This is a genomic window from Brucella tritici (genome assembly GCF_008932285.1).
Lineage (GTDB): Bacteria > Pseudomonadota > Alphaproteobacteria > Rhizobiales > Rhizobiaceae > Brucella > Brucella tritici.
The window spans coordinates 548,174-563,928 of sequence record NZ_WBVY01000003.1 but is presented as its reverse complement, the minus strand read 5'-3'; the positions used below and the strand labels follow the sequence as shown (position 1 = coordinate 563,928).

The window sequence follows — 15,755 nt, the reverse complement described above, 5'->3', positions numbered from 1 at the left end:
CCGGTTTTTTGCATCCACTCACATTGCTATCAGGCCAGCGTATAGGCTGTCTTGACCGTCGTGTAGAACTCGGCGGCATAGCGGCCTTGCTCGCGCGGACCGTAGCTCGAACCCTTGCGCCCGCCAAATGGCACGTGGAAATCGACACCGGCGGTCGGCAGATTGACCATCACCATGCCCGCTTCCGAATTGCGCTTGAAATGCGTGGCGTATTTCAGGCTCGTCGTGCAGATGCCCGACGACAGGCCGAAGCTTGTATCATTGGCGGTAGCAAGCGCTTCTTCGTAATTCTTGACGCGGATGACCGAAGCGACCGGGCCAAAGATTTCCTCGCGGCTGATACGCATCTGGTTGGTGGCTTCGGTGAAAAGCGCAGGCTGGAGGTAGAAGCCCGGCGTTTCGCGGTTCAGACGTTCGCCGCCAAAAGCAAGCTTTGCGCCTTCCTTGCGCCCAAGCTCGATATAATCCATGTCCTGCTGAAGCTGGCTTTCATCAACAACCGGGCCGATATGCGTACCCTGCTTCAGCGCATTATCGACCACAACGCTTTTCAGCTTTTCGATTGCAGCAGCGACAAACTTGTCATGGATGCCTTCCGTCACGATGATACGCGACGACGCCGTGCAGCGCTGACCGGTCGAGAAGAAGGACGAGTTGACCACGGACTCGACAGCGACATCGAGATCGGCGTCATCAAGGACAACAACCGGGTTCTTGCCGCCCATTTCGAGCTGGAAGCGACGGTTGTGCTCAATGGATGCCGCCGCAACGCGCTTGCCGGTACCGGTCGAGCCGGTGAAGGTGACGGCCTGAACGTCCGCACTGTCCAGAATGGTCTGGCCGACAACCGAACCCCTGCCCATGACGAGATTGAGAACGCCCTTCGGAAGACCCGCGCGGTGCAGGATATCGACAATCGCCCAGGAGCAGCCCGGCACGAGATCGGCCGGTTTGAACACAATCGTGTTGCCGTAGCAAAGCGCCGGAGCGATCTTCCAGGCCGGAATAGCGATCGGGAAATTCCATGGCGTAATGATGCCCACGACGCCCACGGGCTCACGGGTGATTTCCACACCGATACCCGGACGTGCAGAAGGCAGAACTTCGCCAGCCAAACGCAGGGCTTCGCCTGCGAAGAAATCGAAAATCTGGCTGGCGCGGATGGTTTCGCCGATACCTTCAGCCAGTGTCTTGCCTTCCTCGCGAGACAGGAGACGGCCAAGCTCGTCCTTGCGTGCCAGGATTTCATCGGCAGTTTTGCGCAGGATGGCGTGGCGTTCCAGAATGCCGGAACGCGACCAGGCCGGGAAAGCGGCTTTCGCCGCAGCAATGGCTGCCTTGGTGTCTTCGGCGGTTGCCCGGGCGTAGGTTCCAACAACATCATTGGTGTCCGAAGGATTGATGTTGGCGATCCCGTCGCCGCCGACCCATTCGCCCGCGATCAGATTTTGATGAACTGTCATGAACTCTCCCTGTGCGCCGCACGGCTCTGATATATCTCAGGACGACCCTTCACCCATGAGCGGCAGAATTGCAAGGCCGGAGCTGCCCTGTAACGGAAAAAGTGAAAATATCCGTTCAGCAAAGGGCTGAAAGCTGGATCAGCGCTCCTTAAAACAAGGCTTGCAAATTTGTCACAGTCAAATGATTGGATAGAAAATTCGTCATTTTGCGTCTTGGCAAAAATTTTTGCTCATTTATTGTGCATCCATCTGCAACACTGGCAAGAGGTATGAGATGCGTGTCTATTACCCATTCCCCATGGTGCCCAGTGTTAATGCGGGCGCGTCCAAGCTTTAAGTCTTTGGCCCGCATTGCAGGCTGAGGCCTGAACGCCCTCCCTAAGAGGGCATATTCCTGACAACTTCCAAATTTGCCGCAGCCGTCACCGGCTGTTTGTTTTGTCTTTGTTTTCACGCATTGTCCGACGCAAAACCGCTTCGCACCTTTGCTGGAAATATTTTTACAGGAACCAGAGTCCGTTTAAACACGGCCTGGTATTATAGATATGACTCGGTTTCGCATCGATTTCCGGGGACCTGCCTTCCGCAATGTCCTCGGCTACACTTTCGGCCATTGGCGAAGTCAGCCCTTGCGGCTGACGCTGATGATAATCGGCATGCTGCTTGCAACAGCCGCAGATGTTCTGACACCGCTCTATTCCGGTCGGTTGGTGGACGCGCTTTCGTTGGGTAACGATGGCGCTTGGGATGCTGCCATCCACGCCCTCATCGTCCTGCTTGCGCTGGGTGCGCTGGCGCTGATCACGCGTCAGTTGACCTTCTATGTCATCACGGACTTCACTTTGAAGATCATGAGCGACATGGCAGCAAGCTCGTTCCGTAAGCTGCAGCGGTTTTCGACGGACTGGCACGCCAATGCCTTTGCCGGATCGACGGTGCGTAAGGTATCGCGCGCCATGTGGGCGCTCGACCTGCTCAACGATACGCTGATCGTGGCGCTGTTGCCGTCGATCCTGATGCTGGTTGGTTCGGTCGTGCTTTTATCATGGTACTGGCCGCTGATGGGGCTGCTGGTTGCAATCGGTTCGGTGCTGTTCATCGTCTGCACGATTGTGATTTCGCTTGGCTTTGTTGCCCCTGCGGCAACGCTTGCCAATAGCTGGGACACGCGAATGGGCGGCGCTTTGGCCGATGCCATTTCGTGCAATGCGGTTGTCAAGGCATTTGGCGCGGAACGCCGTGAAGATGCGCGTCTTGCAAAGGTCGTTTCCAAGTGGCGCGGTCGCACACGCCGCACATGGCTGATCGGTACGCTGAATGGCTTCATTCAGGGCGCGAACCTGCTGGTGATGCGCGGCGTGGTTATTGCCTTTGCGCTCTATCTGTGGAGCCAAGGCAAGGCAACGGCGGGCGATATCACCTTCGTTCTGACAGCCTTCTTCATGCTGCAAGGTTATCTGCGCGATGTAGGAATGCATATCCGCAACCTGCAGCGCTCGGTCAACGACATGGAGGAGCTGGTCGACATCGAGGCACAGCCTTACGGCATTGCCGACAAGCCAGGTGCACCGGCGATCAAGATCGGAAATGGCGAGATCACGTTTGATAACGTCACCTTCCATTATGGCAGTCACGACACAGCTCTTTATCGCGACTTCTCGGTCAAGATTGAGGCTGGCGAGCGGGTTGGTCTGGTTGGCCATTCTGGTTCTGGCAAGACGACATTCGTCAAGCTGATCCAGCGTCTCTACGATGTCAGTGGCGGCGCCATCAAGATTGACGGACAGAACATTGCCGAAGTCACACAGGCATCGCTCAGATCGCAGATCGCCATCGTGCAGCAGGAGCCGATCCTGTTTCACCGGACGCTGGCCGAGAACATCGCCTATGCCCGCCCCGGCGCGACACAGGCGGAGATCGAGGAAGCCGCAAAGCTTGCAAGCGCGCATGACTTCATCACGCGTCTGCCAAAGGGCTATGCAACGCTTGTCGGCGAACGTGGTGTAAAGCTTTCGGGCGGCGAGCGTCAGCGTGTCGCTATTGCCCGTGCGTTTCTGGCAGATGCACCGATCCTCATTCTGGATGAAGCCACATCGAGCCTCGATTCAGAATCGGAAGTGCTGATCCAGCAGGCAATGGAACGGCTGATGGTTGGTCGTACAACGCTTGTCATTGCGCACCGGCTATCGACGGTTCGTGCGCTTGACCGGTTGCTGGTCTTCGACAAGGGCAAGATCCTTGAAGAAGGCGATCATGATGCGCTTATCCGCAAGCCGGGCGGCATCTATCGCCGCCTGTTCGAGCGGCAGGCGCTGGAACTGACCAAGGGACTGGAAGACGTCTTTTCGTAATCCAATCCGCTATAATGCCATGGACAGGGCCGGATTAATTCCGGCCTTGTTCGCTTTTTACGCATGTCTCCCGAAACCCGTTCCGACCTTCGGGAGACATGCTCTGTATGCTCCATTCATCATCCATTCAGATCACGGTGCGTATCACTCGCGGCCCAAGCGTGCCTTGACATTTCCATGACAGAAATGTGACAGGATTTTTGTGGAAGTTCGGGAGTTGGTGAGTAGAACATGCCGGGTGTGATGGAAAATACCGCAGCGCGTCGCTGGAGCGATGCCGCGATTTTCGGGCCTGCCCGTATTGCCTGGCCACTGCGCCTCGCCGCAATTGCGCTCGCTTCCATTGTACTTTCAACGCTGCTGGTTTTCGCTGTCGAATGGATCGTGCGCGGCTCGTTCACCGACACGATGCAGTTCTTCCGCACGCCGCATAAGCCTGCATGGACAACAGTTGCGCTCTTCGTCGTGGTGCTGACAGCAAGCGACGCCATTTTCGGACGCATTCACTATGGCTTCTTCGTGATCGGCCCGCTGGCACTGATTGCGGCAACGACAGCACGCGAAAAGAGCCTTTATCTCGGTGACCCGCTTTATCCGAGCGACTTTCTCTATGCCCGTCAGATCGTCGATCTTCTGCCGCTTCTGGTGCGTGACCGCCCGTGGAGCGCGGTCGGCATAGCCCTGCTTCTCATCGCTTCGGCAGCGGTGATGATCACCGTGACGCTGTTCTGGTGGCGGCGCTTTGATCCGATCCCATGGAAGGGGCGGATGCTGCGTCTTGCCTTCGCGCTGCCCTTGCTCGCCTGGTTCGCGGTAATTTCCGACTATGCCAGTTTTTCGCTGGCGCGCGACCGTCTGCGCATTCTGCCGATCATGTGGGACCAGAAGGAAAACTACGCCCATAACGGCTTTACCATGGCCTTCATCCTGAATGTGCCGATGGCCACAGTCTTCGCTCCAGAAGGCTATTCTTCGGAAGCAATTGCCGCCATCGAACCGCCGGCGCAGTTGATCCCTGCTGCATTCGATACCAGCAAGCCTGACGTCATTATGGTGATGAGCGAATCCTTCTGGGATCCGACCCGCCTTCCGGGCGTGGCTTTCAGCGCCGACCCGATTCCGACAGTCCGGGCGGAACAATCCGGCCATGTCTTCTCGCCAGAATTCGGTGGCATGACTGCCAATGTCGAGTTCGAGGCTCTGACCGGTTTTTCCAAAGCCTTCCTGCCCTCCGGCAGTATCCCTTATCAGCAATATATCCGTCGCCCGCTTCCCTCGCTTGCAAGCTTTTTCAAGGATCAGGGTTATGCGACGCGCGCCATCCACCCCTATCGCCAATGGTTCTGGAATCGCGGTCCCGTCTATGAAAGCATGGGCTTCGACAGGTTCATGTCAGAAGAAAACATGCCGCCGCTGGAAAAGCGCGGCGCACTGGCTTCCGACGCTGCCTTGACCGATGAAATCATCCGCGAAGCGGATTCCATGGATGCGCCATTCTTCTTCTTTGCCGTCTCGCTGCAAGGACATGGCCCGTACGAAGCCAATCGTTACCCGGATTCCAAACTTGAGGTGCAGACTGACGCCAGCGAGCATACGCGCCAGTCGATCCGGTCCTATTCGCAAGGTGCCTTGGATGCCGATGCGAGCCTTGCACGGTTGATGGAATGGGCATCGAAGCGTGACCGGGAAACCATTCTCGTCTTCTTTGGCGACCATCTGCCGCCACTTGGCCCCGTCTATGTCGAAACCGGGTTCATGGACAACCGGGTCGCAAGCCGTACGGCACCTGCTGCGGATATGATGCTGCAGCATGAAACGCCGCTTGTTCTCTGGTCGAGTAAACGTGGCGCCGAAAGGGGAACCGGCACGATCAGCCCTGCCTTCCTGCCGCTGCACATTCTGGATATGGCGGGTATGCAGCATCCCTATTACACAGGCTTCCTGCGTCAGTTGCACGAGCGCTACCAGGTCGTTGACAATCATGCGGTTTTCGACCGCTCGGAGAAAGCCGAGGAAGGCTGGCAACAGAGGCCGCCATTCCCGCCACTCCTGCGCGACTATCAGATGCTGCAATATGACATGATCTTCGGCAGCAATTTTGCCCGCGAGCGGTTCTTCCCCGCGCATCCCACACAGAGTTAGACAGGTCTATACCGGTGCTTTTCCGGATGACTGGCGGATGATGAGTTTATACTCAATCCGCCGGGAGGCCGACAAATGACCGGTTTCGATCTGATTGAGAAGCATGTCCGCCGCATCGCGTGTCATCTCGAAAATCGGCTGGCGGACGGTGGTGATCTGCGGCGACACCATGCTGGCAATCGCGCTGTCATCAAAGCCAACCACCGTTAGCTGGTCAGGTATCGCAATGTTGCGATCATAGGCGACCTGCATGACGGCGGCGGCCATATCGTCGTTTGACGCAAACACAGCCGTTGGCGGCTCCTCAAGCGAAAGCAGCTTCTTTCCGGCGGCGAGACCGCTCGCAAAACTGAAGCCACCCTGCACCTCATAATCAGGATTGCGCTTGATCCCCGCTTCTTCCAATGCGCGGCGATAGCCTGCGAGGCGCAGTTCCGCCGAACGATGGGTTGGATCGCCAATGACGATTGCAATCCGGCGATGACCGAGTTTCAGAAGATACTCCATCAGATCGACGCCAGCCGCTTCGTCATCGATTGTGACACTGTCGGTCGGGTGCACATTCACGTCGCCTGCGACACGGGCAAATGGCATTGCAGAAGCCGTCAGTTCGGCCAGAATTTCAGGATCGTCCGACATGGGGGGCGTCACGATGATGCCATCGAGACCGGAAGCGTGCGCTGTTTCGATCAGCGCACCACGGATATCTTCACGATTTTCGACAGGGAAAATCAGCAACCGGTACCGCGTGTCACGCAGCCGCTCCAGCGCGCCCATCTGCAGTTCGGTGACATAGCTAGCGCTCGGGTTCTCGAAGAAAAGACCAATCAGGTGAGAACGCCGTTCAACAAGGTTTCGGGCAGCAGCATTGGGACGGTAACGGAGCTCACTCCCCGCCTGCCTGACTTTTTCGCGAATGGCTTCGCGCACATTCGGTTCGTCATTGTAGACGCGTGAAACTGTCTTGATCGACACACCGGCAAGGCGTGCCACATCATGAATGGTTGCTCGTTTTCCTGCTGCGGCCATATCGGATCGTCTCCCTCCCTCTCCGATCTAACTAACCGGTTCGCCGCAAAACGAAAAGAGAAATCAGGGAACCGAACAGACCCGCGAACGCGTCAGAAACCGAACTTCGCGCCCATTGTCGAGGGAGAACATGCCTCCACGCCCCGGAACGACATCGATGATGAGTTCGGTATGCTTCCAGACTTCATATTGCGGGCCGCTGATATAGACCGGAGCACCACCGATTTCGCCCAGTTTTACATCCGTATCACCGACAATGAACTCACCTTGCGGATAGCACATCGGTGATGACCCGTCACAACAACCGCCCGACTGGTGGAACATGATCGGTCCATATTCGGCTTGCAGTTCACGGATGAGATCGAGTGCTGCCGGTGTGGCGCTGACCTGACCTCTGCCCTCATGCGGGGTTTTCTCCGCCACATTCTCCTCCCAAGAAAATGAGCGGGCGCTCATAGGATGCCCGCTTTGATTATATGTTGTATCACACATCTTGTCCGAAAGCCGTTTCACACTTTTCGGGATGCGCTACTCTAGGGTCTGGACATTACTGAGTCAGGTCCACGACTACGCGACCTTCAATATTGCCTTGGCGCATATCATCGAAGATGGAATTGATATCTTCGAGCTTTTCGGTTCGGATAGTGGCGCGCACCTTGCCGTCGCCAGCAAAATCCAGCGACTCCTGCAGATCAAGCCGCGTACCGACGATTGAGCCGCGCACGGTGACGCCGTTCAGCACCATGTTGAAGATAGAGAGCGGAAAGTCACCCGGTGGCAATCCGTTCAGCGATACAGTGCCGCCTCGCGATACCATGCCCAGCGCCTGTTCGAATGCGATCGGCGAAACAGCCGTAACCAGCACGCCTTGCGCACCGCCATCGGTTTCTTTTTTGATATAGGCCGCCGGATCATTATGCGTTTTTGCATTGACGGTAACCGTCGCGCCAAGCTTCCGCGCGAGATCAAGCTTTCTGTCGTCGATGTCGACAGCGGCAACGTTAAGCCCCATTGCCTTGGCATATTGCACCGCCATATGGCCGAGACCACCGACACCGGAGATCACAACCCAGTCACCGGGTTTGGTATCCGTTACCTTCAGACCCTTGTAGACCGTCACGCCAGCACAGAGAACCGGCGCGATTTCGTTGAAATCAATGTTCTTCGGCAAGTGACCAACAAAATTCGGATCGGCAACGACATATTCGGCAAAGCCACCATTGACCGAATAGCCTGTATTAAGCTGCTCTTCGCAGAGTGTTTCCCAGCCGCCCAGGCAATGACGACAGTGGCCACATGCGGTATAAAGCCATGGAACGCCGACGCGGTCGCCTTCCTTAACGTGTTTGACACCGCTACCCACAGCCGAAACATAACCGACGCCTTCATGCCCCGGAATGAATGGCGGGTTGGGCTTTACCGGCCAGTCGCCTTCGGCTGCATGCAGATCGGTATGGCAAACGCCGGACGCGTGAATGGCAACCTGTATCTGCCCTGGTCCGGGCTCGGGTATCGGCACTTCGTCGATTGTCAGTGGCTTTCCGAATGCCCGCACCACGGCGGCTTTCATTGTCTTTGCCATGAAGTTTCTCCTTCGTTGTCGAACTGAGCTGGCTTCCTGGGGGAGGGAAGAAATGAATGTCGAAAACTGAATGCTTTCCGGAGGCACTAGAAGAAGGTCGCCCGGGCGTTTCCGCCCAGGCCCCCTTGGGAGGGGTATTGGAAACCGTTATGCTCGACGCAATACTGGCATGAGGAACGGTTCCATCCCTTGATTGAGCGCAATACGAAGATGTTTTCTCCGTATTGCAGTTCCGGGGTCAGCTTCGGCTAGAAGAAACCCAGTTTCTTCGGGCTGTAGCTCACCAGCATATTCTTGGTGTTCTGATAGTGATCCAGCATCTTGAGGTGGTTTTCGCGACCGATACCCGATTGCTTGTAACCGCCAAATGCCGCATGTGCCGGATAGGCATGGTAGCAATTGGTCCACACACGACCGGCCTGAATGGCACGTCCGAAGCGATAGGCACGCGTGCCATCACGCGTCCATATACCGGCACCCAGACCGTAAAGCGTATCGTTGGCAATCGATAGCGCTTCCGCATCGTCCTTGAAGGTAGCAACAGACACAACCGGTCCGAAGATTTCCTCCTGGAAAACACGCATCTTGTTGTTGCCCTTGAATACGGTCGGCTTGACGTAATAACCGCCAGCCAGATCGCCCGGCAGAATATTGCGCTCGCCACCTGCCAGCACTTCAGCACCTTCTTGGCGGCCGATATCGAGATAGCTCAGGATTTTTTCCAGCTGCTCACTGGAAGCCTGTGCACCGATCATCGTGGCAGGATCGAGGGGATCGCCCTGCACGATTGCATTCACGCGCTTGAGCGCCTTTTCCATGAACTTGTCGTAAATCGATTCATGGATGAGCGCGCGACTTGGGCACGTGCAGACTTCGCCCTGATTGAGTGCGAACATCACAAAGCCTTCGATGGCCTTGTCGAGGAAATCGTCGTCTTCCGCTGCGACATCCTTGAAGAAGATGTTCGGCGACTTGCCGCCAAGTTCCAGCGTAACCGGGATGAGATTCTGGCTGGCATATTGCATGATCAATCGACCGGTCGTCGTTTCGCCGGTGAAGGCGATCTTGGCGATGCGCGGGCTCGATGCAAGCGGTTTGCCTGCCTCAAGGCCAAACCCGTTGACGACATTGATAACCCCTGGCGGGAGAAGATCACCGATCAATTCCATAAGCACGAGGATCGATGCCGGTGTCTGTTCAGCCGGTTTCAGGACGACGCAATTGCCCGCCGCAAGGGCCGGAGCAAGCTTCCACGTCGCCATGAGAAGAGGGAAGTTCCACGGGATGATCTGACCGACAACGCCAAGTGGTTCATGGAAGTGATACGCGACCGTGTCGTGATCGATTTCGGAAATGCCGCCTTCCTGGGCACGGATGACGCCTGCAAAATAGCGGAAATGGTCGATGGCCAGAGGAAGATCGGCAGCGGTGGTTTCGCGGATTGGCTTGCCGTTGTCCCAGGTTTCGGCAGCAGCCAGCGCAGGCAGATTTTCCTCAATCCGGTCGGCAATGCGATTGAGGATGAGCGCGCGTTCCGCCGCGCTCGTCTTGCCCCAGGCATCCTTGGCGGCATGCGCTGCATCGAGAGCCGCCTCGACATCGGCGGCGTCCGAACGGGCTACTTCACAAAGCACCTGACCATTGACCGGTGAAGTGTTCTCGAAATAGCGGCCGGATTTGGGTTCGACCCATTTGCCCCCGATGAAATTTCCGTAGCGTTTTGCGAAAGCCGGCTTCACGGTCCGGCTGAATTCAACCTTGTTCATGACATTCCTCCCAAAACCACGCTGCTCCTACAGCGTTTCATGGGTGAGGATCGCGCGGCAGTGCGAAAGAGTCATCCCGCGCATTCAAGCTCGCAAGGTTATGTGTCGCAATATTGAGACAGTTGTGTCCGCTTATTTCTGATTAGTGCGGACGAATGATCTTCAGCCGGTTGAGCTTGCGATGAAGCGTGGCGCGACTGATGCCCAGAAGCCCGGCAGCCGCCGAGATATTCCCTTCTGCACGCGCAAGGGCGCGCAGAATTACGCTCCGCTCCGACTCTGCCATATCTTCACGTGGATCGGCATGCCAGCCGAGAAGATCGGCTGCGGGCAACGGAACCGCAAGAGCGGCATCGTCAAGCCCCATGGCCAGACGCGCCGCACGTGTGGCGCCGATAACCAGATCATCCTTGTCGACAGCGATCAGTGCGCCGCCGGTTCTGTCGGGGCTTGGCGCCAGCATGATACGAGCCTCGGGGAAAGCCTGACGGAAATTTTCAGCCTCGATGCGCCGTGCAGCATCGATAACGGCGACGGATATGAGTTGCGCAAAAGCCTCTGTCAGATCGGCGCGGCATGACGAAACATCAAGTGCTGCCATCAGGCGCCCCTGATGATCGTGGATCGGAGCGACCGTGCAGGAAAGCCCGATATTACGGGTATGAAAATGCTGGTCGCGATGAATTGTCAGCGGACGCTGTTCGACAATGCAGGTGCCGATCCCGTTCGTGCCTTCGCTCTGTTCGCTCCAGACCGCACCGGTCCAAAGCCCCCAGCGATAGAAGGTATCGTCATCGCCCGGTGCGCCACGACGTTCGACCGGCACGCCCTCGCTATCGGCCAGAAGCACACAACAACCGACCCCGCCAACGGCCAGATAAAGGCGGTCCATACTGGCTTGCGCTATGCTGACAAGGCGTTCGATACGCTGATGAGCAGTTCTGAACTCACCGTCGGAAAGGGTGCGCACCGACCCCAGTTCGGCAGGATCAAGCCCATGCAGTTCCGCCGAGCGCCGCCATGAAGCGACCAGAGCAGATCGCGCTGCCCCTCCCGCTGTCATGATCGCGGATTGAATCAGATCGGCATGTGTTCGGTCTTGCGGTGTGCCCATCTTTTCCTCCCAGGAAGGCTGGAACCCGCTGTCTGGGAGAATAATGACTGCTTAAAATACAACTGGCAAGTGCGGCTACAGATTGAGAGGGCTTAGGCGACGCGTGCAGGCTTCAGATATTCCTCAAGCGAGGAAACATCCGCCGCATTCAGGCGAAGACCAAGTTTCGTACGCCGCCACAAAATATCCTCGGCGCTGACTGCCCATTCATTCTCAAGCAGATACCGCACTTCGGCTTCATAAAGATCGGCACCGAAATGCTGTCCAAGGTCTGCAAGTGAAGTGGCTTCCCCAAGCAGAACATGAATACGCGTTCCATATTGCCGGAACAGACGCCGCGCATGAGCAGGTGGCAGGAAAGAATAGGCGGCAGTCACCTTTTGCAGCTCACGTTCGAACTCGACATCCACGAAATCACCGCCGGGCAACGGAGCAGCATGGGTCCACGGTGCACCTTTTTGTCCCAGCCTATGCTCGATCTTCTCCAGCATATGTTCAGCAAGTCGCCGCGCCGTGGTCAGCTTGCCGCCAAAGACGTTAATCAGAGGTGCAAGCCCATCGGGTGCATCTTCTTTCAGCACATAATCACGCGTTGCTTCCTGTGCCTTGCTCGCACCGTCATCATAAAGCGGGCGAACACCGGAATAGGTCCAGACGATATCCGCGCGTCTGACCGGCTCCTTGAAATATTCGCTGGCTGCCGCGCAAAGATAGTCGGTCTCGCCATCGGTGATCGCAACCTTGGCCGGGTCACCCTGATAATCCTGATCGGTCGTGCCGATCAGCGTAAAGTCGTCCTCATAGGGAATGGCAAAGATGATGCGCCCGTCATTGTTCTGGAAGAAATAGGAACGGGGATCGGAGAACTTCTTGCGCACCACAATATGGCTGCCCTGCACAAGGCGGACATTGTGGAGCTGTCGATCTCCTTCGACACCTTGCAGAACCTTGTCGGCCCAGGGACCAGCAGCATTGACCAGCAGACGAGCCCTAACTTCCTCGCGCTCATGTGTACCGGTATCTTCCAGTGTAATGGTCCAGTATTCGCTGTCACGGCGCGCCGCCACGACTTTTGTGCGGGTTCGGATCATCGCGCCGCGATCTGCTGCATCACGGGCGGTCAAGGCAACGAAACGTGCGTCATCCACCCAGCAGTCCGAATATTCGAATGCCTTTGTAAAAAGCGGTTTCAGGGGCTGCGCTGCCGGATCGGAACGCATATCGAGTGTACGCGTCGCAGGAAGCTTCTTACGCCCGCCCAAATGGTCATAGAGAAACAGCCCCAGCCTCAACAACCATGCAGGACGCATTCCGCCCTTATGATAAGGCAGTACAAAGCGCATCGGATGAATGATGTGGGGTGCATTGGCCCACAGCACCTCACGCTCCATCAGCGCCTCTCGCACCAGACGAAATTCGTAGTGCTCCAGATAGCGCAAGCCACCATGAATAAGTTTGGTTGCTCGCGACGAGGTGCCGCTTGCCAGATCGTTCATTTCGGCAAGGCCAACTGAAAATCCCCGGCCAACCGCATCACGCGCTATACCGCAGCCGTTAATGCCGCCGCCGATTACAAAAATATCGAATAGTTTCTCTTGCGCCATGGCGAACCCCGAAGACCAGTCTCCGAAAACCAAAGCGAATATAATTCATTTAATACGAAAGCAAACCGAAAATGAAACGAACCTATGTTCGTTTTTCTTCCGTCTGACTCTCTCCGAGGGTTTCGATCAGTTCGACCTCGCTTTCGCGGCACAATTCCCGCAACTGGTTCGACGGGCAGTGATCCGTGATGAAAGTATCGATCTGCGATATGTGACCGATACGCACCGGCGCGGTCCGTTCCAGTTTAGTGGAGTCAGTCACGAGAATTACATGCCGCGCATTGGCGATGATGGCTTGCGCCACTTTCACTTCACGGAAGTCGAAATCCAGAAGGGCCCCGTCTTCATCCATGGCAGAAGCGCCGATAATCGCATAGTCGACCTTGAACTGCCGGATGAAATCAACGGCTGCTTCACCGACGATCCCCCCGTCGGACGGACGCACTACACCGCCTGCAACAACCACCTCTATCGAGGGATGAACGCGCAACGTATTGGCAACATTGATGTTATTGGTGATAACCATCAGATTGTTATGATCAACCAGTGCCTGGCTGACGGCTTCAGTCGTGGTGCCGATATTGATGAACAGGGAGGCGCCATCCGGAATGATTTCTGCAGCAGCGCGCCCGATCGATTCCTTTTCGTGCGCGGCGATGCGGCGACGCGCTTCATATTCCATGTTCTCGACACCGGACGGATAGAGCGCGCCTCCATGGATACGACGCAGCATCCGGGCGCGGCAAAGATCATTCAAATCCTTGCGTACAGTCTGCGGCGTCACTTCAAAAGCCGCAGCAAGATCATCCACCAGAACCTGCCCCTGCTTGCGAGCGAGCTCAAGAATTGCATTGTGACGGGGGGTGAGCTGCATTTTTATCCCAGAGCTGGCATTATTCTGATTGCGTTCGGGTAATTTCGCGGTTTTTCAATAGAAAGCAACCATTTCAGTTCGAATGGCTTCGAATAGCATTCGCTTTTCAGCAATTTTGGACATTTATCGTCGTCACCCGGCAATCCTGCGAAGAAATCATAAATTCAAATAAAACCTTCGTTTAATTTTCGATCGGAAGACCTCTTTCGCCGACTGATGCCTAAACCTCAGCCATCACTTTGGGCATGCTGCTCCGGCTGTCATAAACCTATTCGTTAAATGTGGATCGAATATCTATATTCATAAGATTCCAAACTGGCGTATTCTTGAAATCATCTCTTGAACAAAAAATACTGAAGTAAAACGAGAGATATGAGGCATGAAAAGTGAGTTTGGCGCGTTCATCCCAGCTCGATGCAAACATAGAATAAGATAATCGGGCTGTTTGTTACGGGCCTCGGAATGCGGGGAAACGAGTAGCGTTATTGCGTAGCAGGGCAAGTGTGAAATTGGGGTCCAGACGGCGACGAAACTCGCCGGTATGACTGAATGCCAGTCCAATAAAAAGAATACTCAATCTCATTCGAGAGGGCGAACCACCTGTTCGCCCTTTTTCGTACAAACGGCATTCAACTAGAGCATTTCCCGCTTTGATCGAACCATTGGTTTACACGCATCTTTTCCGAAAAGCGTTTCATATTTTTCGGAATGCGTTCTGAAACGAAACCGAGAGGGTTCAATCAAGATCGAACTTCTCACCGTACATTCGATGCAGCTTGCACGCGACTTCCGTGCGGTTCGCAGCACCAATCTTCTTCATGATATTATGGACGTGAGCCTTGACCGTGCCTTCGCTCATACCGAGTTCAAAGGCGATGATCTTGTTCGATTTGCCAATTCGGATGGCGTGGACGACTTCGATCTCGCGCGCTGTGAGCAACTCGCCCAGAACATCATCATCAATATCTGTCGGTGCCGTCTGGAAAACCATGGAAGCAGGCACATACATGCCGCCAGCCGTGGCAAGATGAATGGCTTCGACGCAAACCTTGATGTCAACTGACGTTGGAATATAGCCGCGGGCGCCAATTTCCATGGCGCGAACAACCTGAGCCCATTCCTCGCGCTCAGCAAGAAAAACAACAGGGACCGGACGCCAGAGTTCTATCACGGCCTGCAACTTTTCCGAGAAAAACGGATCGGCCAGGCGCTTCGAACCTATGTTGATCAGAACAACAGCAATATCATCGGTCGGATCTGCTAACTCGATCGCCGCTTGTGTCTCGACGGGAAGCTTGAGACCGTTCAGCACGAGCCCGTTATAAAGGCACTGCCGTTCAAGATTGCTCTTGCACACGAGCAACATGCGCCGTCCACGCGCTGCTTCAATGCCGGCGGCGTTGCCCCTGTCGCCCATACTCTCCGAAGCAGCCCAAAGGCTATCCCCTCTTGTCTCCAACATGTGATACTCCCGGCGCTACTCAAGTTGCTCTATGTTTATGCATCCAACTATTACTTTCGTCAGAGACGAACAATTTCCTGCGCTTGCCTGGATAGACGTGTAGCCTTGGCTAGGGTAAATATTGCTATCGGGAAATAATCGTGTCATTAACTTATGTTAGCAACGCATAAAAATTATGACCGTCCATAAGAACGACTTGGAGAGCGGTAGGATATAGACTCTATATCTTTCGTTTATATGGTTTTCGAGTTTGCTGAATTTATCGACGCTGAGGGGGCAGTTGCGCATTTCGAAATTCATAAGCACATAGACTTTTGATGGAAATGCCGACAGGCAATTTACACGATTACCCGACTGGAAGACCACCA

Annotated in this window: 11 protein-coding genes; 2 read left to right on the top strand and 9 right to left on the bottom strand. The window is 55.5% G+C overall.

What is annotated here, in order from left to right; translation table 11 throughout:
• Positions 1-29: 29 nt before the first annotated feature.
• Positions 30-1,463, bottom strand: coding sequence for an aldehyde dehydrogenase family protein (locus F9K94_RS12530; protein ID WP_151645984.1), 1,434 nt, complete (start codon positions 1,461-1,463; stop codon positions 30-32).
• 545 nt (positions 1,464-2,008) lie between these two features.
• Here F9K94_RS12530 and F9K94_RS12525 point away from each other — a divergent pair.
• Complete coding sequence (locus F9K94_RS12525) at positions 2,009-3,814, top strand: ABC transporter ATP-binding protein (RefSeq protein WP_151645982.1); 1,806 nt, start codon at positions 2,009-2,011, stop codon at positions 3,812-3,814.
• A gap of 231 nt (positions 3,815-4,045) precedes the next feature.
• A complete protein-coding gene (locus F9K94_RS12520; RefSeq protein ID WP_151645980.1) occupies positions 4,046-5,956 on the top strand; it encodes an LTA synthase family protein in 1,911 nt (636 codons plus the stop codon).
• A gap of 6 nt (positions 5,957-5,962) precedes the next feature.
• On the opposite strand, the gene F9K94_RS12515 is transcribed toward F9K94_RS12520, so the two are convergent.
• The 8 genes from F9K94_RS12515 to F9K94_RS12480 form a co-directional block, all read right to left on the bottom strand.
• The gene (locus F9K94_RS12515) at positions 5,963-6,985 is read right to left on the bottom strand and encodes a LacI family DNA-binding transcriptional regulator (protein ID WP_151645978.1); all 1,023 of its coding nucleotides are present in this window, start codon (positions 6,983-6,985) and stop codon (positions 5,963-5,965) included.
• Between the two features lie 63 nt (positions 6,986-7,048).
• Positions 7,049-7,408, bottom strand: a complete 360-nt coding sequence (locus F9K94_RS12510; protein WP_407922045.1) for a DUF779 domain-containing protein — start codon at positions 7,406-7,408, stop codon at positions 7,049-7,051.
• Positions 7,409-7,532: 124 nt separating this feature from the next.
• Positions 7,533-8,567: an alcohol dehydrogenase AdhP gene (adhP, locus tag F9K94_RS12505; RefSeq protein WP_010658043.1), complete on the bottom strand. Its 1,035-nt coding sequence runs from the start codon at positions 8,565-8,567 to the stop codon at positions 7,533-7,535.
• 248 nt (positions 8,568-8,815) lie between these two features.
• Positions 8,816-10,333, bottom strand: coding sequence for an aldehyde dehydrogenase (adh, locus tag F9K94_RS12500; RefSeq protein ID WP_151645974.1), 1,518 nt, complete (start codon positions 10,331-10,333; stop codon positions 8,816-8,818).
• A 142-nt stretch (positions 10,334-10,475) separates the two neighbouring features.
• A complete protein-coding gene (locus F9K94_RS12495; RefSeq protein ID WP_151645972.1) occupies positions 10,476-11,447 on the bottom strand; it encodes a GAF domain-containing protein in 972 nt (323 codons plus the stop codon).
• 92 nt (positions 11,448-11,539) lie between these two features.
• Positions 11,540-13,051 carry a glycerol-3-phosphate dehydrogenase gene (glpD, locus tag F9K94_RS12490; protein WP_151645970.1) on the bottom strand — a complete coding sequence of 504 codons (1,512 nt, stop codon included), beginning with the start codon at positions 13,049-13,051 and terminating at the stop codon, positions 11,540-11,542.
• Positions 13,052-13,133: 82 nt separating this feature from the next.
• Positions 13,134-13,925, bottom strand: coding sequence for a DeoR/GlpR family DNA-binding transcription regulator (locus tag F9K94_RS12485; RefSeq protein ID WP_151645968.1), 792 nt, complete (start codon positions 13,923-13,925; stop codon positions 13,134-13,136).
• Between the two features lie 736 nt (positions 13,926-14,661).
• Entirely contained in the window at positions 14,662-15,387 is a 726-nt protein-coding gene (locus tag F9K94_RS12480; RefSeq protein WP_151645966.1) for a response regulator transcription factor, read from the bottom strand.
• Between the last annotated feature and the right edge of the window lie 368 nt (positions 15,388-15,755).